Here is a 20,067-nt window from a genome sequence, read left to right as displayed (position 1 = left end):
TTTTTTCATGCTGATCGGGCTTCCCGCAGCAACTCCTCGTGGCGCCGCATCGCCGCGGTCAACTCGTGGTTGCCGTAGCGGGACAGGCCGGCATGGGCATCAGCCCGCGCATCGGCCGGGTCACCCTGGCCCAGCTTGAACTGGGCACGGGTCTCGAGGATGCGGGCGCTGAAGGGCACGATGTACTGCGCCAATTGCGCCAGCCGCGGGCCCATCTCGCTGGGCCGCCAGGGGTCGGGGTAGGGCGCTTCGACGTGGGCGCTCAGCAGCTCCAGCGCGTGCAGCAACTGCTCGGGGCTGTCCTCGATCTGCACGTGCAGTTCGAACTGGACGAACTCGTAGTTCCAGGTTGGCGCGTAGCGGCGGTTGCTCATCCAGCTGCTGGCGATATAGCCCTGCGCGCCGGTGAACGCGGCGAGCGCGCGCGGCTGGCGTTGCAGCATGGCGAGCTGCGGGTTGCGGCGCGACAGATGGCCGATCAGGTGCGCCTCGCCGTTGGCGGTGTCGCGCTGCAGGATCAGCGGCAACGGCGTGGACAGCATCCGGCCCCCGTCGGCGCTGACCAGCGTGGCCAGCGGGAAAGCCGCCACCAGGCGGTCGATCTCGCCGGGGTTGGCGGGCTGGAACGGAAGCTGTTCGTACATGGACATGGCGCTGGCTGTCGTGCTGAAGGGGCTTCAGTCTAGGAAACAGCGCCGCTGCTTGAATGGGCGGATTTGCAATGAAGCATTGCAAAATTGACGTCCATGACATCGCCCACCATCAACGACCTGGACTGGGACGACTTGCGCCTGCTGCAGCTGATCGCCCAGCACGGCGGCCTGGCCAAGGCGGCCGGTGCGGGGCGGCTGAGCCATGCGACGTTGTTCCGCCGGCTGCGGGCGCTGGAGCAGAAGCTGGGCGTGCCGCTGTTCGATCGTTTGCGCGAGGGCTATGTGCCGACGCGCGCCGGGGCCGAACTGGTGGAACTCTCGCGTCGCATGGCACGCGAGCTGCACGTCGTGACCGAAAGCCTGCGTGGACGGGAGGCCTGGCCCGGCGGCCTGTTGAGGCTCAGCGCGGCGGACACCTGGATGCAGGACCTGCTGCCGCCGCTGCTGGCCAGCTATCAGGCCCGCCATCAGGTGCAGCTGCAGGTGCGCAGCGGCAACGCGCTGCTGGACGTGCAGCAGGGCGAGACCGATGTCGCGCTGCGCTCCGGTGGTCCACCGCCCGAGCCACTGGTCGGGCGACGCCTGGCGCGCGTCGAGGCCACGGTCTATGCATCCCGCCGCCTGGGTGGTGTCAGTGCCCAGACGCTGGACCAGCAGCCCTGGGTGGGTGTGGACGAGGATCTGGCGCATCTCACCTCGGCCCGTTGGCTGGAGAGCCAGGGTCTGGGCCGCCAGGTGGCAGTGCGCACCAACAGCCTGGCCCACGTCCGCCAGCTGGTGCGTGCCGGCCTGGGCCTGGGGGCCTTGCCTTGCTACCTCGGCGATGCCGACCCCGAGCTGCGACGCGTGTTCGACCCGCCGCGCGACTGGCGCAGCGAGCTGTGGCTGCTGACCCGCGTGGAACTGCGCCAGGTGCCCCGCGTCAGGCAGCTGTTCGAGCACCTGTACGAGGGCACGCGGGCGCTGCTGCCGCTGATCGAGGGGCGCAGCCCGCAAGCCGCCAAGCGCTGACCCATGTCGTGCGTCACGGACGGGTTTTCCCACCGTGACGAATCGCCGCCGGAACCGCCGGTGCGCCAATCCGCGGCATGACGCCGTTGACCTCGGGACTGCAACGACTGGTGCTGCTGCGCCCCGGTGAGGGCCGGGCGTTACTGTGGGCGGCCGGCTACTTCTTCTTCCTGCTGCTGAGCCTGTACCTGCTGCGCCCGGTGCGCGAGGCCATGGGCATCGCCCGCGGCGCGGACTGGCTGCCCTGGCTGATGACGACCACGCTGGTCGTCATGCTGATCGCCAACCCGATCTATGCCGCGCTCGTGTCGCGCCTGCGCCGCCGCCGCTTCATCCCGCTGGTCGCGCACTTCTTCGCGGCCAACCTGCTGCTCTTCGCCGCGCTCTTCCACGGCCTGCCGGGGCACGGCGGCAGCCTGCTGGGCTATGCGTTCTACGTCTGGCTGAGCGTGTTCAACCTGTTCGTCGTGTCGGTGTTCTGGAGCCTGATGGCCGACGTGTTCAGCGAGGACCAGGGCAAGCGGCTGTTCGGCATGATCTCCATGGGCGGCACGCTGGGTGCTGTCGTCGGCGCGGCGGTGACACAGGGCGCCAGCAGCGGCAGCTGGGGTTTCACGCTGCCGCCGGCCGGCCTGATGTTGCTGGCCCTGCTGGGCCTGGAGCTGGCCGTGCTGTGCATGCTGCGCCTGGCGACGCATTTCAAGCTGTCGTCGGGCGACGGCCAGCAGGCCCGCGAGCCCGGGCCGGACTTCAAGGCCGGCCTGCGCGCCATTGCCGCCTCGCGCTACCTGCAGCTGATCTGCGGCTACATGCTGCTGTTCACCATCACGTCCACCTTCTTGTACCTGATGCAGGGCGACATCGTGGCCAAGAGCTTCGCGAGCGCCGCGGAGCGCACGGCTGCGTTCGCCCGGTTGGACTTCTGGACCAATGTGCTGACGCTGACCGTGCAACTGCTGCTGACCAGCCGTCTGCTGCGCGGCATCGGCGTGTCGGGTGTGCTGCTGGTGCTGCCGCTGCTGACGACGCTGGGCTTCGGTGCGCTGGCGCTGTGGCCCAGCTTTGCGGCGCTGGCCCTCGTGCAGGTGCTGCGCCGTGGCCTGCACTACGCCGTGGACCGACCGGCGCGCGAGATCCTCTACATCCCGCTCGGGCCGGAGGAGCGCTACAAGTCCAAGGCCTTCATCGACACCTTCGTGTTCCGCGGCGGCGATTTCCTCGGCGTCTGGGCGCCGACCGTGCTCAGTGTGCTGGCCTTGCCCGTCACGGTCGCCGCGTTGGCGTGTTCCGGCAGCTGGGTCGCGCTGGCCGCGTGGCTGGGCCGTCTCGTGAAGCGCCGCCACACCTCAGAACCCCCGTCCGCGCGCCCAAAGCTGCGCGTGGTTGCGTCCCGCCTCCAGTCCGAAGGAGACTCTCCATGAGCCATGGCTTTTCACGTCGACAGGTGTTGCAGATGAGTGCCAGCCTGCTTCCCGCCACCGCGTTGGCGGCACCCGCGCCCAAGCGCATCCTCATCCTCGGTGGCACGGGCTTCCTCGGCCCGGCCATCGTCGCCGCGGCCGAGGCGCGCGGCCACACGCTGACGCTCTTCAACCGTGGCAAAACGAGGCCGGGCCTGTTCCCGCACATCGAGAAGCGCCAGGGCGACCGCGACCCCCTGAAGGGCGAGGGCCTGAAATCGCTGGAGACCGGCGAGTGGGACGCGGTCATTGACGATTCCGGCTTCTACCCGCGCATGGTCGGCGCGTCAGCGCAGTTGCTGGCGCCGCGCGTCAGGCACTACATCTACATCTCCAGCATCAGCGCCTACAAGGAGCCCAGCCCCATTGGCGGCGACGAGGACGTGCCGCTGGCGACGCTCGCCGACCCGAAGGTCGAGGAGATGGGCAAGAACTTCGAGAACTACGGCGGTCTCAAGGCCGCCTGCGAGGCCGCGGCCGAAGCCGCGCTGCCCGGCCGCGCGACCATCGTGCGCCCCGGCTTCATCGTCGGCCCGGACGACCCGACCGGCCGCTTCACCTACTGGCCCGCGCGCTTCGACAAGGGTGGCGAGGTCGCCGTGCCCGGCGCGCCCACGGACCCGCTGCAGCTCATCGACGTGCGCGACCTGGCCGAATGGCTGGTGCTGCTGGTCGAGAACCGCAGCATCGGCAAGTTCAATGCGCTGGGCCCGGACAAGCCCATGACCTGGGGCCGCGTCATCGCCGCCTGCCAGAAGGCCACGCCCACGGCCAGCACGGTGACCTGGGTGCCGGGCGAGTTCGTCGCCAAGCAGGACGGCATCGACTTCCCGATCTGGGCGCCCTATGTGGGCGACACCAAAGGCTTCCACACCTGGCAGAACCAGCGGGCCGTCAAGGCCGGGCTGCGTTTTCGGTCCATTGAACAGACGGCGGCCGACACGCTGGCCTGGTATCAGGGCCAGCTGAAGGAGGAGAAGGGCCGCACGAAGATGGCCTTCACGCCCGAGCAGGAGACCGAGATCCTGAAGCGCTGGAAGGCCACCAAGGCGGGCTGAAGTTCGCGCGGCGTCTGCGGGCTAACGCCGGGTCTCGCACGTCCGGGGCCTCGCGACAATGCGGGCATGACGTTTTTCTACTGGTTCATGGCGTTCGTGATGGTCGCCACGCTACTCCCGTCGGCGCTCTACATGGGCATCTACGTCTTCACGGGCGCGGACGAGGCCCTGGAGCGCGCGCGCAAGTTCTGGAACTTCCTGCGCGTCTTCACGCTGCTGTTCTTCAACCTGACGTTGTGGGGCCACGTCATCGTGGGCGCGTGGCAGCTGATGCACTGAGGCGGCGCTACAGCCGGGATGGGTACATGTGCGGGCAGTCCGCCGTGCCGAAGCGGTCCACCGGCACGCGAAAGCGCTCGCCCACGCGCAGCTGCTGCCAGCGTGCCAGGTCCACGCGACAGGTCCAGGTGCGGTCTTCGCGGTCGCGAAGCTCGATCTCGTAATAGGCCTCGCGCTTGCCCAGGCGCTCGCTCCCTGGCTGGCCCGGCGGGGCCACGCGCAGCGGCGGGCGCGGCCAGTCCGGGCGGCTTTCAGGCCCGCCCTCGGTCTTGGCGATCCACTGGCGGCGCCAGGCCAACAGCGTGTAGCGGCAGTGCTCGCCGGGCTCGGCGCGCCGGCCGGTCGGGTCGGCCGTCATGCGGCGGCTGATGTCGAAGGCGCCTTCGGGTAGCTCGTCGCACCAGTCCGAGCCGGACTCGGCGCGCAGCCGCTCGATGACGATCTCCATGCGCCAGCCGCGCCTGGTCAGCTCGACGGCGACGCCAGGCGGGCCGAAGACCCACCAGCCGACGGTGGCCAGCGTCGCCACGACCATGGCGATCAGCACCAGGATGCGCAGTCGGGGCAGCTTCACGCGCCAGGCCACGCGTCAGGCAGCATCGAACTGCGCCGTCACGGCCTCTTCCCATTGCGCCAGCTCGTCCCAGCCGATGTGCAGCCATTGCATCGCGGCGGCATGGTGCTGGGCCCAGTCGGCGTCCTCGGGCAGGTCTTCATGGCGGCGCATCAGGTGTTCGGCGATGAGGCCGGCGGCCATCAGCGTGTGGATCTCGGGCTCGATGTCGGCGTGGCCGAGCGCCGCGAAGTCATGGTGCAGCCGGATGGCGGCCATCAGCGTGGGCGGCAGGTTCCACACGCGGGTGACGAGGGCGCCCACAACGGCATGGTCGGTCTTGTGGTTGGCGTTCTCGGTGGCGATGTAAGGCCGGTCGATGCGCGCGCCGGCTTCCACCATGGTCGCGGCATAGCCGCGCACGCTCTGCAGCAGCACCGGCATGCCCACGTGTAGGAACAGGCCGAAGCTGTGCGCCAGGTCGGGCGACAGCCCCGGCAGCTCGCGGGCGATGGTGGCCATCGCGATGGCGCGCTTGGTGCTGCGCTGCCAGAAGCGCGCCAGCTGCGGCGCGTTGACGGGTATGGCGTGCTGCACCAGGAAGCCCGTCATGACGGCCACGCTCTCGCGCAGACCGATGCGCGTCATCGCCTGGCCCACGGTGGTGCAGGGCAGGCCCACGGGCTTGAAGAGCGGGCCGTTGGCGATGCGCAGCAGCGTCGCGGCCATGGCCACGTCGCTGGAGGCGATGCGGGTGACCAGGTTGAGGTCGGGCTCCGGCTGGTTCATGGCCAGCTGCAGCTGGGCCAGCAACTCGGGGCAGGGCGGGATCTGGATCTGTTGCAGCGGCCCCCGCCGGCGCGACTGATCCAGGTCGTCGCGGATCTGCTGCGCGCGACGGCCGTTGCCGTGGGAAGGTGCCGGGTTCTGCGTCATCCAAAAATCTTAGAGGCCCTGGAGGTGGGGTGTGGGCGGGTACAGTGAATTGAACCGCTGCCGCCGTCAATCTTGCCGACTTCCTTCACCTGTTTCGCCTTCGCAACCCGGCCCGTGCGCTGGTGGCTGGTGGCGTTGGTCGCGCTGCCCTGGCTCGCCGCCGCGGCCTATGACGCGGCGCGGGTCATGGAGGCCGCCGCTGCGCGCGGCCCGCGCGTGACCGAGCAGGCCCAGGCGCTGGTACAGCAGATCGAGCACAGCGGCACGCAGGACGAGGTGCAGCGGCTCAGGGAGATCAACGACTTCTTCAACCGGCGCCTGGCCTTCAAGGACGATGCCGTCACATGGGGCCTGCCCGACTACTGGGCTTCGCCGCTGGAAAGCCTGGAGCGGCGTGCCGGCGACTGCGAGGACTACGCGATCGCCAAATACTTCAGCCTCGCCGCGGCGGGCGTGCCGACGGCCCGCTTGCGCATGGTCTACGTGCGGGCGCGCATGCAGGGCCAGTCGCTGGCGCACATGGTGCTGGCCTACTATGCCCAGCCCGGTGCCGAGCCGCTGATCCTGGACAACCTGCGCCCCGACGTGCTGCCGGCGTCGCAGCGCACCGATCTGACGCCGGTGTTCAGCTTCAACACCGAAGGCCTGTGGCAGGGAGTGGGCCAGGTGACGTCGGGCGACCCGATGGCGCGCCTGTCGCTGTGGCGCGAGCTGGTGGCCAAGGTGCGAGCGGAAGGATTCTTATGAGGGGAGAGACATGTCGTTGATGCGGCAGATCGCCTGGCTGGTGCTGGGCGTGGTGCTGGCGGCGCTGGTCGGCGCGGTCGGCCTGTCGACGCTGTCGGCGCAGCAGCTGATGCGCACGCAGCTCGAACTGAAGAACGCCGACAACGCGCAGGCGCTGGCGCTGGCGCTGTCGCAGCAGCAGGGCGACCAGGAGCTGATCAAGCTGCTGGTGTCAGCCCAGTTCGACACCGGTGCCTATGAATTCGTGCGCTGGCGCGGCACCGGCGGCGAGGCGCTGTTCGAACGCGCCGGCGCACCGCGGCCGGGGCAGGCGCCGGCCTGGTTCCGCGCGCTCGTGCCCATGGACGTGCCGGCCGGCGTGGCCCAGGTGTCCAACGGCTGGAACGCGATCGGTTCGGTAGAGCTGAAGAGCCATTCCAGCTACGCCCATGACGCGCTGTGGCTGGCCTCGCGCCGGCTGCTGGCCTGGCTGCTGATGGTGGGCATCGTCGCCGCCGTGCTGGCCTGGGCGGGCCTGCGCCGCATCCGCCGCCCGCTGGACGCCGCCGTGGCCCAGGCCGAGGGCGTGCTGGCCGGCAGTTACGGCCAGGTGAGCGAGCCGCGCGTGCCCGAGCTGCAGCGGCTGACGCGGGCGATGAATGCGATGGTGCAGCGCGTGCGCGAGCTGTTCGAGGCCCAGGCCGGCCAGTTGCTGGTGCTGCGCGAGCAGGTGCACCACGACCCGCTCACCGGCGTGTCCACGCGCAAGCATTTCCTCGCCGAGCTGGACGCGGCGCTGCAGCGCGACGACGGCCCGGCCATCGCCGGCCTGGTGCTGGTGCGCCTGCGCGACCTGCCCGGGCTGAATGCGCGCCTCGGCCGCGCCGCCGTCGACGACGTGCTGCTGACCGTCGTGACCGCGCTGCAGGCCTATCCCGAGTCGGTGTCGGGCTGCCGTGTCGGCCGCCTCAACGGCGGTGACTTCGCCCTGTGGCTGCCGGTCGAGGGCGTGGCCGCCGAGACGGCCCATGCGCTGGCCGACGCGCTGCGTGCCAGCCTGCCGGCCTTCGGCCCGGGCGTGCAGGTCGCGCTGGGTGCCGTCGAGCTGCCGCGCGAGCGGCACAGCGGCGTCTGGCTGGGCGAGGCCGACGCGGCGCTGGCTCGCGCCGAGCATCAGTCCGAAGCCCGTGGCGGCTTCGTCGTCGAGATCGTCGCCGACCCCGGCGTGGGCCGCGAGCAGGGCGAAGGCCAGTGGCGCACCCAGCTGGAGCAGGCCGTCAACGACAAGCAAGGGCGCCTCGTCGAGTTCCCCGTTCGCGACCGCGCGGGGCGTGTGCTGCACCTGGAATGCCCACTGCAGCTGCGCCTGGATACCGAGCATCTGCCCGCGTCGACCTGGCTGCCCCTGGCCGCGCGGGCGCGCATGACGGCGGTGGTGGACTTGTTCGCCGTGTCGCTGGCCTTGCAGGCCATCGCGGCCGACGGCCAGGCGCGCTGCATCAACGTGGCGCCGGCCTCGCTGGCGGACGCCAGCTTCCTGCCGCAGCTGCGCGAGCTGCTGGGCCAGTCGCCGCAGGCGGCGCGTGCGCTGCTGCTGGACTTGGCCGAGGCGGCGGCGACCGAACATTTCGAGCGCCTGCTGGAGCTGGGCCGGCAACTGCGGCCGCTGGGCGTCAAGCTCGGGCTGGAACATGCCGGCGCGGGCCTGGCGCAGGTGGAAAAGCTCTACCAGGCCGGGCTGGACTACGTGAAGCTGGACGCCTCCGTGCTGCTGGGCGTGGCCGGCGAGGCGGGCCGTGCGGCCTTTGTGCGCGGCATGGTCATCATGCTGCGCAGCCTGGCGCTGAAGGTCTATGGCGAGGGCGTCATCGACGCGATGGACGCGCAGGCGCTGTGGGACTGCGAGCTCGATGGCCTCACGGGGCCGTGGGTGACGGCGAGCCTGCGCGCCGGCTGAAATCAAGCCGGCTCGCGACGCTCAGGCCAGGGTCAGCGCTCGGACCTGCGTGGCATTCAGCGCGCCGCCGTAGATGCGGAAGTCCTGCAGCCGGCCGTTGAAGTAAGGATCCTGCCCGTACTGCGCGCGGCCAAGCCAGTTCTGCCCCGTGCGGCCGAGCTGGTAGGGCGCCAGGTCCATGGTGTCGATCGTGGCCGTCGCCGCGCCGTCCAGGTAGAGCGTGCAGGTCCGGTCTCGCAGCGTGACGGCCAGATGCACCCAGCGCGCCTGGGCCAGCGGACCGGTCGAGACTGTCTGCTCGCCGAAATAGCTGGTGTTGGTGATGCTCACCCGCATCGCGTCGGCACTCACCAGCAGGGCCAGGTAGGTGATGTCGGTCGAGCCGAAGTCGAAGACGCGAGCATTGCCCTTGTTCACGCCGTTCCACCACACCCAGGATGACAGCGTGACGTCGCCAACGCCGACCAGCATGCCCGCCGGCAGCGCCAGGTGGCCGGAGGCGCCATCAAGCGTCAGCGCCTGCGTGCCGGTGCGGCGACCCGCGCCCCAGGATGCCGCGCCCTTGAGCTCGCCTTGCAGGCCGCGGCCGCTCGCGTCGCGGGCCACCAGGCCCTGACCGTCGTCGAGCGGCAGGCTCAGCAGCAGCGGCGCGTCCAGGTCGACGGTCGTGGCGACCGAAGTCGCCAGCACCCCGCCGGTGGCGTCGAGCGCACGGACCTGATACTGCCACCGACCTTGGGATGCCGACGCGTCCGTCCAGGTATTCAGCTCGCCCGCCTTGATGCGACCCAGCTCGGTGAAGTCGTTGGAGCCGGCGGCGGCGCGCATGACGGCGTGGGCCGCGGCGTCCGCACTGCCCCACCACGACAGCTGCGCTGCACCGCCGCGCACGATGGCCTGCAGGCTCGCCGGGGGCGAGCGCGACACATCGGCGTCCCGCGAATACGTCAGCGTGCCGAAGCTGAGGTCGTCGCCACCCCAGGTATTGCCCTCGGGCCGGATCTGCGCGGCCAACGCGCTGATCCAGGGCGCGGCCAGGCCCTTGCGCTTGACGTAGTGGTTGTAGATCGTCTCCCAGCAGGGGCGCAAGTTCGGTCGCCCGCCATCGGACACCGCCGTGAACGTGCCTTGTCGGTTGCTGTAGGCGTAGAAAGGCAGCGTGTAGAAGCCGCCCCCGGTGTCGCGCAAGTTGGACTTGGCGACGTACTCGGCACCGGCGAGCAGCCGGTTGTCGTCCAGGCCGTACAGGTCGTCGCCCTGGTTCCAGGCCATCTCGCACAGGTAGCCCGCCATGCCCAGGCTCAGCGTCGCGTGCCCCTGGTCACGGCCGCTTTCCTGCCATTGCCCGAGATGACCCGCATGGCGTGCGTAGACCATGTGCTGGGACGCGCCGTTGCCACGGCCGTTGCTGAAATAGTCGAGTGCCTCCTGGTAGATGTCGACGCGGTCGCTGAAGACGCCGATGGACAGCAGGCCGACAAGGCTGACGAGGTCCCAGTTGGCCCAGTAGTTGGTGATGTTGGCGCCGCTGTGATCCTTCAGGAAGCTGCTGGTCAACGGGTAGAAGTGCGTCAACAGCCACTGCTGGCAGGCGGCGACGTCGCTGGCTTGCCAGCCGGGGTAGGTGCGCAGGATCTCCGCGGCGTTGGCCCATTGGTAGCCGTAGATGCCGGCGGCCAGGAAGCGATCGGCGTTGCCCGTCAGCGTCGTCATCGTCGTGACCCAGGCGTTCACATAGCGCACCGCCTGGTCGGCATAGGCCTTGTCGCCGGAAACCTTCCAGCGCAGCGCCAGCTGGTAGGCGCGCTGGACGTCTTCGACCATGGCGCGGAAGTTCTCGCCGTCGCCGCCGCGCACCACCGTCGCCAGCGGCTGCGGGTCGCGGCCCAGTTGCGCGCGGCTGCTGGACATCAGCGCCCGGTAGCCACCGACCCAGGGCTCGCGGTCAGCCGCGAGCTGAGTGCGCATGCGGGTGAAATCGGCCTCCGTGTGCAGCAAACCCGGGTGCTTGAAGACTCGCGCGGGAGGGGGCGTTGCGGTTGTGGCCGCGGTGCTACCGCCACTGGTGGCGGCGCTGCCGTTGTCTCCCGCCGCGGTCGTCTCGGCGCTGCCGCTGGAACTGCTGGAACCGCATCCGGCCAGTCCCAGCGCGGCACTGCTGCCCAGCAGCGTCAGTTGCATCCATTGGCGGCGGTTGCGGGTGGACGCGAGCCACGCGTCGAAGTCGAAGTCCATCACGATGGGGTTGCCCGTATCCAAGTCTTTGCAGGCGCCTTGCGGCGCGACGCATTCTTGGTTGGCGGCCGCATCAGTACGGTTACCGTTTCATTCTGTGACCTCGAGCGTCGACTTGCTGCAACGGCGGTATCGATGTTCGGCTGGTCGTGCCAGTCAGATCTTCATTTCCCACCTCAACTGCCACTGCGTATAGCTGGGCCCACCGCCGTTGGTTGTGATGAGCTGGTCGCCCGTGTTGATGACGCTGCCCGTGAAGTAGTCCAGCGGCGTCATGTTGCTGGCTGACAGCCGCACAGACTGCTCCGGCGTGAAGTTCCACAGCGCAAAGGCATCGGTCACGGCCTTGCGGCTGGTCGTCACCTCGGTCGTCAGCGACTGCTGGATGACGGTCACCGGCGTCCAGTTCAGCGACGCGCCGATGGACAGCGGCACTGAACGCAGCCGGTAGTCGAAGCCCAGATTCGCCGTGCCCTTGGGCTGTGCGTCCAACCGGTTGTTGGGCCCCGGGATGTCCTGGACCTTGGATCTGAAGAAGCTGACGTTTGTGCGAACGTTGACAGGCAGTGCGTCCGCGAAGTACTCGTCAAGCCGGAACTTGGCCTCCAGCTCCAGCCCGGTCGTGGTGGCGTCGCCGATGTTGCGCGGCCGCGAGACGTAGCGCGGCGTCGGGCTCCAGGGCACCGTCTCCGGTGTGATGCTGGTGACGTTGCGCATCAGGTTGGTGATACGTCGCGCGAAGAGGTTCGCGCTCAGCAGTCCACCCTTGCTGAGGTACTTCTCGTAGCCGATCTCGAAACCGGTGGCCAGTTCCGGCTTGAGGTCGGGGTTGCCGGCGCGGTCGGGCGTGTTGGCCTGGTGAGGCACCGAGCTGTTGATGCTGGGCCGCGCGATCAGGTCCTGCACTTGCGGGCTGCGGTAGCTGCGCGTCAGGCTGGCGCGGATGGCTTCCTTGCCATTCGGGTCGAGCTTGTAGCGCGCATGCGCCAGCGGCGTGAAGACGCTGGAGCGGTTGCTGACGTCATAGTTGGCGGCGCTGCTGGTGGTCTCGATACCCTCCCAGCGCAGGCCGGCATAGAAGTCCCATTGCTTGCCGATGGTCCATTCGTCCTGCGCATAGGCGGCGAAGCGGGTTGTCGACGCATCCAGGTCGTCACCGAAGTCGCCCAGGCCGGCCTGCGGCGCGCCGTTGACGAGCGTCATGCGGTTCTGGTGCTGCGTGTTGCCCTCGCCCTCGACGCCGAACACGAGGCTGTGGTCGTTCTCCAGGCTGCGCGACAGCTTGCCGACCAGGTTCCAGTTGCGGCCGCTGCTGTCGGTGCTGTCTTCCTGCGTGCGGTTGATGGTGCCGGTTTCCTGGCGCAGGCTGTGGCTGTCGCCCGAGACGCGGCCCACGCCGCCGCGCAGCTCGATGCGTGTCTGGCTGCTCGGGCGGCTCTGCCACTGCGCGTTCAGCCGCGCCATCGTGAACCGGTTGTCGCTGGCCGTGTCGGCGCGGTCGTAGCTGTCATTGGTGCGCAGGATGGACGCGTGGCCTTCGGACTTGTTCGTGACGATGAAGGGCTGCAGGGCCAGGCTGTCCGTGCCACTGAGCTTGAGCTGCACGCGGCCCGTGAGGTTGATGCCCTGGCGCGTGTCTTCGGTGCGGCCGCGGGTGGTCTGCAGCAACTCGTTGCCGGTGGCCAGCGTGCGCGTCACGGTGTCGCTGATGGTGTCGTCGACACGCTCGCCGCGCAGCGCATTCACGCTGATGTTGTACGCATGCCCCTCGCCGAAGGTGTCGTTGCGGCTCCAGCTGATGCCAGGGCTGAGCTTGCCGCGCTCCACACCGAAGCCGGCGCGGAACTCGTTGAGAGTCTTCTTCAGCGCCTCGCGCAGCACCACGTTGATGGTGCCGGCCATCGCGCGCGCGCCGTACTCGGCGGTGGGCGCGCGCAGCACCTCGATGCGCTCGACCTGCTCGGGGGGCAGCTGGTCCAGCGAGAAACCGGGCGGCATGCGCTCGCCGTTGACGAGGATCTGCGTGTAGCCGCCGCCCATGCCGCGCATGCGCACGTCGCCGCCGCGGCCCGGGCGGCCGCCGGTCGTCACGCCGGGCAGGCGCTTGAGCACCTCGCCCACCGTGGAATCACCGAACTTCTCGATCTCCTCGCGCGTGATGACGATCTTGCTGGCCGTGGAGGCCCTGCGGATGGACTCGTCGCTGGCCGTGCCGGTGACCTCGACGCGCTTGAGCTGTTCACCCGGTTTGGCGGCTGATTTGGCGGCCGGCACGGAAGCCGCCTCGGCTGGCGGTGTGGGGGCAGTCTGGGAAAAAGCGGCGGGCACGCCAGCGCAGGCCACCAGCGCGGCGACCGCGGGAATTCGGAGAAGTCGCATGGCCGGCAGCTTGCCAGAAGGCCTGTGCGGGCTTGTGGCGGGGTGGTGAACGAAAGCTTTCTTTACAGGCGCTGCTGCTATTCGCTCAGTTTCGTGACCACTTCGCGGTGCATGGGCGCCAGCCGCGCCAGCATGCCGTTCTGCGCGCTGAAGGCGATGCCCTTGGCGTCCATGGACTGCTGCAGGATCTCCACCAGTGCGTTGAAGTCGCGCCGGGCGATGTCCAGGTCCTGGTGCACCAGCTTCATCGGCGCGCCGCTGTAGCGGCAGGGGCCACCGGCTTCCTGGCAGAGCTGCTCGGTCAGCTGGGTCACCAGGTTGTCGCGGTTGGCGTTCTTGAAGAACGGCGCCGTGCGCGGGTCGGCAAACAGGCGCGGCACGAAGTCATCCATGACGGCGCGGATGCCGGCCTTGCCGCCCCAGGCCTGGTAGATGCTGTCGTTGGCCGGCGGCGTCTGGGCGAAGGCGGCGGCGCCGGCGAGCAGCAGGCCGGCAAGGGCGGTGAAACGCATAGGGGCTCCTAGAAGGCGAATTGCGCGGACAGGTAGCCGCCCGTCTGGCGCTTGGGCTGCACCGCGGGCGCGATGCGGCCCAGATCCACCCAGGCGGCCGTCAGCGACACATGCTTGCTGGGGGCCCAGGCGATGAAGACGTCCTTCCAGTCGTCCTCCTTCAGCGCACCCGCGCCGAGGATGGACTGGTTCAGGTTGTCCGGCTTGGCGCGGAACTCGACGCCGATGGCCAGGTTCTTGGCCAGCAGCTTGGCGATGGAGAACTCCGGCTGGATCTTGACGCTGCTGCTCTGCGCGCCGCCAAAGCCCAGCAGCCCGTTCTGGTTGGCCTTGGTGGCACGCAGCGTCAGGTTGACGAGCACGCCCTCGGCCAGGAACAGCTTGGTGGCGCTGACATAGAAGTCCGTGCCCGAGTCCTTGGCGCCCAGCGGGCCGAACAGCGTCGGGCCGAGGTTGCCGACGTGGGCTTTCTTGTGCTCCAGGCCGATGGCGATCTGCGGCATCAGCGTGTCGCTGTCCAGCACCGCGTCGCCGGCAATGCGGACCTTGGCGCCCAGGATGTCCTGCTTCAGGTGCAGGCCGTCAAGGCCCAGGGCGCTGAGGTTGCTTTCGGTGTCGAAGTCCTGCTTGGCCAGCGTCAGTTCGACGCGGTCGTACAGCGACAGCGCCGCGCCGTAGGTCCACAGCCCGTAGTTGCCGGTCTTGGCGCGGGTGACGAAGGCGGTGCCGCCGATCTCGCCCTGGGTCGCGTAGCTGCCGGTCACGGCCCAGGGCGTCAGGCCACCGCCGGCGGCACCATCGATGCTGGACACGCCACCCGTCAACAGCAGCTTGCCGCCGCCCGACTGGGCCACGGCCTGAGCGCCGAGCAAGGTGGCTGCGAGCCCGGTGGCGAGCGAAAGGGCGGGGCGGCGCATGGGAATCTCCGGCGTGTGGGGAAGGCCGTTGGACTCTACGCACAAAGCCCGCCGGCTGGATGCAAACGGGGCGCGGGCTAGACTGCAAGGCCTGTTTCAGTGAACTCTTGCCGCCCATGACCGTGATTTCCGAAGCCCTGCTGCAACCCCTGCTGCAAGCCGTTGTCGACCCCGGCAGCAGCCGCGCATTGGGCGAGGCCAAGGCGATCAAGTCGGTCAAGGTCGACGGCGGCGACGTCGTCATCGATGTCGAGCTGGGCTATCCGGCAGCCAGCCAGCATGCGGCGCTGCGCGCGGCGCTGATTGCCGCGGCCAGGCAGCTGCCTGGCGTCGGCAATGTCAGCGTGGCCATCTCGACCAAGGTCGTCGCCCACGCGGTGCAGCGCGGCGTGCAGCTGCTGCCGGGCGTCAAGAACATCATTGCCGTCGCCTCGGGCAAGGGCGGTGTCGGCAAGAGCACGACGGCGGCCAACCTGGCGCTGGCGCTGGCGGCCGAGGGTGCGAAGGTGGGTGTGCTGGACGCCGACGTCTACGGCCCCAGCCAGCCGCTGATGCTGGGCGCCAGCGGCCGCCCCGAGACGCTGGACGGCCAGAACATGGAGCCGCACATCGCCCACGGCCTGCAGGTCAATTCCATCGGCTTCCTCGTCGACGACGACCAGGCCATGATCTGGCGCGGCCCCATGGCCACGCAGGCGCTGGAGCAGCTGCTGCGCCAGACCCGCTGGCAGGACCTGGACTACCTCATCGTCGACATGCCGCCCGGCACCGGCGACATCCAGCTCACGCTGTCGCAGCGTGTGCCGGTGACCGGTTCCGTCATCGTCACGACGCCGCAGGACATCGCCCTGATCGACGCCAAGAAGGGCCTGAAGATGTTCGAGAAGGTGGGCATCCCCATCCTGGGCATCGTCGAGAACATGGCCGTGCACATCTGCAGCCACTGCGGCCACGCGGAGCACATCTTCGGCGCCGAGGGTGGCCAGAAGATGGCCGAGCAGTACGGCACCGAGCTGCTGGCCTCGCTGCCGTTGGCCATGAGCATCCGCGCCCAGGCCGACTCCGGCACGCCCACGGTCGCGGCCGAGCCGGACGGCGAAGTCGCCGCGCTTTACAAGGCGCTGGCGCGCAAGGTCGCGTCCAAGATCGCGGCGCAGTCCAAGGACTACTCGGCCAAGTTCCCGAGCATCGCCATCTCCAAGTCGACCTGAGGCGTCACCTGACGCCGCGCTGACGGCGCGCGAATGTCCGAGCGCGCCAGTCCCCCTGGAATGCCCTCCCTGGACAAGGGCTCTCCTTTGTGAAGAAATCGAGACGCGGTGGCCATTGGCGGCCACTTGTTTCGTTCCTGCACAAGAGCGGGCGCTGAGCCCGCAGGAGACAGCCGAATGGACATGAACCGGAGGCAGTTCTTCCGGGTGAGCGGTGCGGGGCTGGCAGCATCCAGCCTCGTGGCCTTGGGGTTTTCGCCGACGGCGGCTCTCGCCGAAGCGCGCAACTTCAAACTCGCCCGGGCGACCGAGACCCGCAACACCTGCCCCTACTGCTCGGTGGGCTGCGGCGTCATCATGTATTCGTTGGGCGACAAGGCGAAGAACGTCACATCGTCCATCATCCACATCGAGGGCGACCCTGACCACCCGGTCAACCGCGGCACGCTGTGCCCCAAGGGCGCCGGCCTGCTGGACTTCGTGCACAGCCCCAACCGGCTGAAGTTCCCGGAGGTCCGCGAGCCCGGCAGCGCCGAGTGGAAGCGCGTCAGCTGGGACGACGCGATGGGCCGCCTGGTCAAGCTGATGAAGGCCGACCGCGACGCCAACTTCCAGGCGACCAACGCCGACGGCAAGACAGTGAACCGCTGGCTGACCACCGGCATGCTCTGCGCCTCCGCGTCCTCCAATGAATCGGGCTACATCACCCACAAGGCGATGCGCTCGATGGGGATGCTGGTCTTCGACAACCAGGCGCGCGTTTGACACGCCCCGACGGTGGCCAGTCTGGCCCCGACGTTTGGGCGCGGTGCGATGACCAACCACTGGGTGGACATCAAGAACGCCGACCTCGTGCTCATCATGGGCGGCAATGCCGCCGAGGCCCACCCGTGCGGCTTCAAATGGGTCATCGAGGCCAAGCACCACAACAAGGCCAAGCTCATCGTCGTGGACCCGCGCTTCACGCGCTCGGCCGCGATGAGCGACTACTACGCGCCCATCCGCGCGGGCGCTGACATCGCCTTCCTGGGCGGCGTCATCAATTACCTGCTCGCCAACAACAAGATCCAGACCGAGTACGTCAAGCACTACACCAACGCCAGCTTCATCGTCGGCGAGGACTACAAGTTCGACGCCGGCATCTTCAGCGGCTACGACGAGACCAAGCGCCGCTACGACAACAAGAGCTGGGGCTACGAGCTGGATGACAAGGGCTTCGCCAAGGTCGACCCGACGCTGGAACACCCGCGCTGCGTGCTCAACGTGATGAAGGCGCATTACGCGCGCTACACGCCCGAGCAGGTCAGCAAGATCACCGGCACGCCCAAGGACAAGTTCCTGAAGGTCTGCGAAATGATCGCGGAGACGTCCAAGCCCGACAAGGTCATGACCATCATGTACGCGCTGGGATGGACGCAGCACAGCCAGGGCTCGCAGATGATCCGCACCGGCGCCATCATGCAGCTGCTGCTGGGCAACATCGGTCTGCCCGGTGGCGGCATGAACGCGCTGCGCGGTCATTCCAACATCCAGGGCCTGACCGACCTGGGCCTGCTGTCCACGTCCCTCACGGGCTACATGAGCCTGGCGCGCGACAGCGAGCAGGACCTGGAGACCTACTACAAGCCGCGTGCGATCAAGGCGCTGCGCCCCGGCCAGATGAGCTTCTGGCAGAACTACCCCAAGTTCTTCGTCAGCCAGCAAAAGGCCTGGTGGGGCAAGGCCGCGACCGTCGACAACCAATGGGCCTTCCACTACCTGCCCAAGTGGGACAAGGCGTACGACGTGCTGCAGACCTTCGAGCTGATGGCCCAGGGCAAGCTCAACGGCTACATCTGCCAGGGCTTCAACCCGGTGGGCAGCTTCCCCAACAAGAAGAAGATCGTCGCCGGCCTGTCCAAGCTGAAGTTCCTCGTCATCATCGACCCGCTCAACACCGAGACCGCCGAGTTCTGGAAGAACCACGGCGAGCACCACGACGTGAAGAGCGAGGAGATCCAGACGACGGTGTTCCGCTTCCCCAGCACCTGCTTTGCCGAGGAGGACGGCTCGCTCACCAACTCCGGCCGCTGGCTGCAATGGCACTGGAAGGGCGCCGAGCCCCCCGGCGAGGCCAAGGGCGATCCGGAGATCATTGCCGAGCTGTTCACGCGCATGAAGGCGGCCTACGTGAAGGAGGGCGGCGCCTTCCCCGACGCCATCGTCAACCTGACCTGGCCCTATCTGCAGCCCACCAACCCCTCGGCCGAGGAACTGGCCAAGGAGTACAACGGCAAGGCGCTGGCCGACGTCACCGATCCCAAGGACCCGACCAAGGTGCTGGCCAAGGCCGGCGAGCAGCTCAGCGGCTTCGGTCTGCTGCGCGACGACGGCAGCACGTCGTCGGGCTGCTGGATCTACGCCGGCGCCTGGACCCAGGCCGGCAACCAGATGGCCCGGCGCGACAACGCCGACCCCTACGGCATCGGCCAGACGCTGAACTGGGCCTGGGCCTGGCCGGCCAACCGGCGCGTGCTCTACAACGCGGCCTCCTGCGACCCGACCGGCAAGCCCTGGAACGGCAAGCGCCGCCTCGTCGCCTGGAACGGCGAGCGCTGGGGCGGCTCCGACGTGCCCGACATCCGCCCCGACGCCAACCCGACCGATGAAGACGCCGTGCGGCCCTTCATCATGACGGCCGAGGGCGTGGCGCGGCTGTTCGCGCCCAGCGGCATGGTGGACGGCCCGCTGCCCGAGCACTACGAGCCCTTCGAGACGCCGCTGGCGGCCAATCCCATGCACCCGGGCAACGCCAAGGCCAAGTCCAACCCGGCCGCGCGCGTGTTCAAGGGTGACCTGGAGGCCTTCGGCACGCCCAAGGACTTCCCGTACGTGGCCACCAGCTACCGGCTGACCGAGCACTTCCACTACTGGACCAAGAACGTCACCACCTCGGCCGTCATCCAGCCCCAGCAGTTCGTCGAGATCGGCGAGGAGCTGGCCAAGGAGAAAGGCATCGACAACGGCGGCTGGGTCAAGGTCAGCAGCAACCGCGGCTTCATCAAGGCCGTGGCGGTCGTCACCAAGCGCATCGCGTCGCTGGACGTGGACGGCAAGCGCGTGCACACCGTGGGCCTGCCCAACCACTGGGGCTTCGTCGGCGTCGCCAAACCCGGCTATCTCGTCAACACGCTGACCCCCTTCGTGGGCGACGCGAACACGCAGACGCCGGAGTTCAAGAGCTTCACCGTCAACATCGAAAAAGCCTGAGGGAGCGCGCCATGTCATCACTCCAATCTCTCGACATCGCCAAGCGCTCGGCCACGACGACCCCGTCCACCCAGGCCCGCAAGCACGTCGCCGAGGTCGCCAAGCTCATCGACGTGTCCTCCTGCATCGGCTGCAAGGCCTGCCAGGTCGCCTGCATGCAGTGGAACGACCTGCGCGACGACGTGGGCGACAACATCGGCACCTACGACAACCCGCGTGACCTGACGCCGCAGAGCTGGACGGTGATGCGCTTCTCGGAAGTGGAGGTCGAGAAGGACAAGCTCGAGTGGCTGATACGCAAGGACGGCTGCATGCACTGCGAGGACCCGGGCTGCCTGAAGAGCTGCCCGGCGCCCGGCGCCATCGTCAAGTACACCAACGGCATCGTTGACTTCATCTCCGAGCACTGCATCGGCTGCGGCAATTGCGTGACCGGCTGCCCCTTCGACGTGCCGCGCATCAGCAAAGCCGACTCCAAGGCCTACAAGTGCAGCCTGTGCTCCGACCGCGTCGGCGTGGGCCTGGAGCCGGCCTGCGCCAAGGCCTGCCCGACCGGCGCGATCCGTTTCGGCACCAAGGACGACATGCTGGACTACGGCGCCGAGCGTGTCGTCGACCTGAAGGAGCGCGGCTATGCCAACGCGGGTGTGTACGACCCGCCGGGCGTGGGCGGCACCCATGTTGTCTACGTGCTGCAGCATGCCGACAAGCCCGAGCTGTACCACGGCCTGCCCAAGGACCCGAAGATCAGCCCGCTGGTGTCGTTGTGGAAGGGCGCGGCCAAGCCGCTGGCCGTGGCGGCCATGATCGGTGCGGCGGTGGCGGGCTTCTTCCACTACACGCGCGTGGGCCCCATCGAGGACCCGGACGACCCTGAAGCCGACCGCAACGTCGCCCGCGACGATGCGAACCACCCCACCGCCTGACGGGA

At 68.7% G+C, this 20,067-nt stretch carries 16 protein-coding genes; 9 read left to right on the top strand and 7 right to left on the bottom strand.

Going from position 1 to position 20,067, the window contains the following annotated elements:
* Nucleotides 1-5: 5 nt before the first annotated feature.
* Nucleotides 6-650: an FMN-binding negative transcriptional regulator gene (locus tag AC1D29_RS01065; RefSeq protein WP_477893887.1), complete on the bottom strand. Its 645-nt coding sequence runs from the start codon at nt 648-650 to the stop codon at nt 6-8.
* Nucleotides 651-746: 96 nt separating this feature from the next.
* On the opposite strand from AC1D29_RS01065, the gene AC1D29_RS01060 reads away from it, so the two are divergent.
* From AC1D29_RS01060 to AC1D29_RS01045, 4 genes are all read left to right on the top strand, one after another.
* On the top strand, nt 747-1,664 hold the full coding sequence (locus AC1D29_RS01060) for a LysR family transcriptional regulator (RefSeq protein WP_477893885.1): 918 nt from the start codon (nt 747-749) through the stop codon (nt 1,662-1,664).
* 77 nt (nt 1,665-1,741) lie between these two features.
* Entirely contained in the window at nt 1,742-3,085 is a 1,344-nt protein-coding gene (locus AC1D29_RS01055; RefSeq protein WP_477893883.1) for an NTP/NDP exchange transporter, read from the top strand.
* 32 nt (nt 3,086-3,117) lie between these two features.
* On the top strand, nt 3,118-4,182 hold the full coding sequence (locus AC1D29_RS01050) for an NAD-dependent epimerase/dehydratase family protein (protein ID WP_477893881.1): 1,065 nt from the start codon (nt 3,118-3,120) through the stop codon (nt 4,180-4,182).
* Nucleotides 4,183-4,248: 66 nt separating this feature from the next.
* Complete coding sequence (locus AC1D29_RS01045; protein WP_477893880.1) at nt 4,249-4,461, top strand: hypothetical protein; 213 nt, start codon at nt 4,249-4,251, stop codon at nt 4,459-4,461.
* Nucleotides 4,462-4,468: 7 nt separating this feature from the next.
* Here AC1D29_RS01045 and AC1D29_RS01040 read toward each other — a convergent pair whose 3' ends face one another.
* Nucleotides 4,469-5,035 (bottom strand): hypothetical protein, encoded by a 567-nt coding sequence (locus AC1D29_RS01040; RefSeq protein ID WP_477893878.1) that lies wholly within the window; start codon nt 5,033-5,035, stop codon nt 4,469-4,471.
* A 15-nt stretch (nt 5,036-5,050) separates the two neighbouring features.
* Nucleotides 5,051-5,950 carry an HDOD domain-containing protein gene (locus tag AC1D29_RS01035; protein ID WP_477893876.1) on the bottom strand — a complete coding sequence of 300 codons (900 nt, stop codon included), beginning with the start codon at nt 5,948-5,950 and terminating at the stop codon, nt 5,051-5,053.
* Between the two features lie 72 nt (nt 5,951-6,022).
* Between AC1D29_RS01035 and AC1D29_RS01030 the strand changes: the two genes are divergently transcribed.
* Together AC1D29_RS01030 and AC1D29_RS01025 are read left to right on the top strand one after the other, a co-directional pair.
* Complete coding sequence (locus AC1D29_RS01030) at nt 6,023-6,697, top strand: transglutaminase-like cysteine peptidase (protein ID WP_477893874.1); 675 nt, start codon at nt 6,023-6,025, stop codon at nt 6,695-6,697.
* 10 nt (nt 6,698-6,707) lie between these two features.
* Nucleotides 6,708-8,633, top strand: a complete 1,926-nt coding sequence (locus AC1D29_RS01025; protein WP_477893871.1) for a bifunctional diguanylate cyclase/phosphodiesterase — start codon at nt 6,708-6,710, stop codon at nt 8,631-8,633.
* A 21-nt stretch (nt 8,634-8,654) separates the two neighbouring features.
* Here AC1D29_RS01025 and AC1D29_RS01020 read toward each other — a convergent pair whose 3' ends face one another.
* From AC1D29_RS01020 to AC1D29_RS01005, 4 genes are all read right to left on the bottom strand, one after another.
* Entirely contained in the window at nt 8,655-10,892 is a 2,238-nt protein-coding gene (locus tag AC1D29_RS01020) for a LamG-like jellyroll fold domain-containing protein (protein ID WP_477893869.1), read from the bottom strand.
* 132 nt (nt 10,893-11,024) lie between these two features.
* On the bottom strand, nt 11,025-13,247 hold the full coding sequence (locus tag AC1D29_RS01015; RefSeq protein WP_477893867.1) for a TonB-dependent receptor plug domain-containing protein: 2,223 nt from the start codon (nt 13,245-13,247) through the stop codon (nt 11,025-11,027).
* Nucleotides 13,248-13,324: 77 nt separating this feature from the next.
* Nucleotides 13,325-13,759, bottom strand: a complete 435-nt coding sequence (locus AC1D29_RS01010; protein ID WP_477893865.1) for a group I truncated hemoglobin — start codon at nt 13,757-13,759, stop codon at nt 13,325-13,327.
* A gap of 8 nt (nt 13,760-13,767) precedes the next feature.
* Nucleotides 13,768-14,676: a DUF3034 family protein gene (locus AC1D29_RS01005; protein WP_477893863.1), complete on the bottom strand. Its 909-nt coding sequence runs from the start codon at nt 14,674-14,676 to the stop codon at nt 13,768-13,770.
* A 116-nt stretch (nt 14,677-14,792) separates the two neighbouring features.
* Between AC1D29_RS01005 and apbC the strand changes: the two genes are divergently transcribed.
* The 3 genes from apbC (at nt 14,793) to fdxH (ending at nt 20,062) form a co-directional block, all read left to right on the top strand.
* Nucleotides 14,793-15,887 (top strand): iron-sulfur cluster carrier protein ApbC, encoded by a 1,095-nt coding sequence (apbC, locus tag AC1D29_RS01000; protein ID WP_477893861.1) that lies wholly within the window; start codon nt 14,793-14,795, stop codon nt 15,885-15,887.
* Between the two features lie 177 nt (nt 15,888-16,064).
* Nucleotides 16,065-19,136, top strand: a complete 3,072-nt coding sequence (fdnG, locus tag AC1D29_RS00995; RefSeq protein WP_477893859.1) for a formate dehydrogenase-N subunit alpha — start codon at nt 16,065-16,067, stop codon at nt 19,134-19,136.
* Nucleotides 19,137-19,147: 11 nt separating this feature from the next.
* Complete coding sequence (gene fdxH, locus AC1D29_RS00990) at nt 19,148-20,062, top strand: formate dehydrogenase subunit beta (RefSeq protein WP_477893857.1); 915 nt, start codon at nt 19,148-19,150, stop codon at nt 20,060-20,062.
* Nucleotides 20,063-20,067: the final 5 nt, after the last annotated feature.

The sequence above is a fragment of the Roseateles sp. P1_C6 genome (genome assembly GCF_056406315.1).
This window is presented reverse-complemented; position numbering and strand designations above follow the sequence as displayed.

Coding starts and splice junctions, on each gene's coding strand:
- AC1D29_RS01010 (WP_477893865.1), bottom strand. CDS start 13,759: ATGCGTTTCACCGCCCTTGCCGGCCTGCTGCTCGCCGGCGCCGCCGCC.
- AC1D29_RS01015 (WP_477893867.1), bottom strand. CDS start 13,247: ATGCGACTTCTCCGAATTCCCGCGGTCGCCGCGCTGGTGGCCTGCGCT.
- AC1D29_RS01005 (WP_477893863.1), bottom strand. CDS start 14,676: ATGCGCCGCCCCGCCCTTTCGCTCGCCACCGGGCTCGCAGCCACCTTG.
- fdxH (WP_477893857.1), top strand. CDS start 19,148: ATGTCATCACTCCAATCTCTCGACATCGCCAAGCGCTCGGCCACGACG.
- AC1D29_RS01065 (WP_477893887.1), bottom strand. CDS start 650: ATGTCCATGTACGAACAGCTTCCGTTCCAGCCCGCCAACCCCGGCGAG.
- AC1D29_RS01055 (WP_477893883.1), top strand. CDS start 1,742: ATGACGCCGTTGACCTCGGGACTGCAACGACTGGTGCTGCTGCGCCCC.
- apbC (WP_477893861.1), top strand. CDS start 14,793: ATGACCGTGATTTCCGAAGCCCTGCTGCAACCCCTGCTGCAAGCCGTT.
- AC1D29_RS01060 (WP_477893885.1), top strand. CDS start 747: ATGACATCGCCCACCATCAACGACCTGGACTGGGACGACTTGCGCCTG.
- AC1D29_RS01050 (WP_477893881.1), top strand. CDS start 3,118: ATGAGTGCCAGCCTGCTTCCCGCCACCGCGTTGGCGGCACCCGCGCCC.
- AC1D29_RS01035 (WP_477893876.1), bottom strand. CDS start 5,950: ATGACGCAGAACCCGGCACCTTCCCACGGCAACGGCCGTCGCGCGCAG.
- AC1D29_RS01045 (WP_477893880.1), top strand. CDS start 4,249: ATGACGTTTTTCTACTGGTTCATGGCGTTCGTGATGGTCGCCACGCTA.
- AC1D29_RS01025 (WP_477893871.1), top strand. CDS start 6,708: ATGTCGTTGATGCGGCAGATCGCCTGGCTGGTGCTGGGCGTGGTGCTG.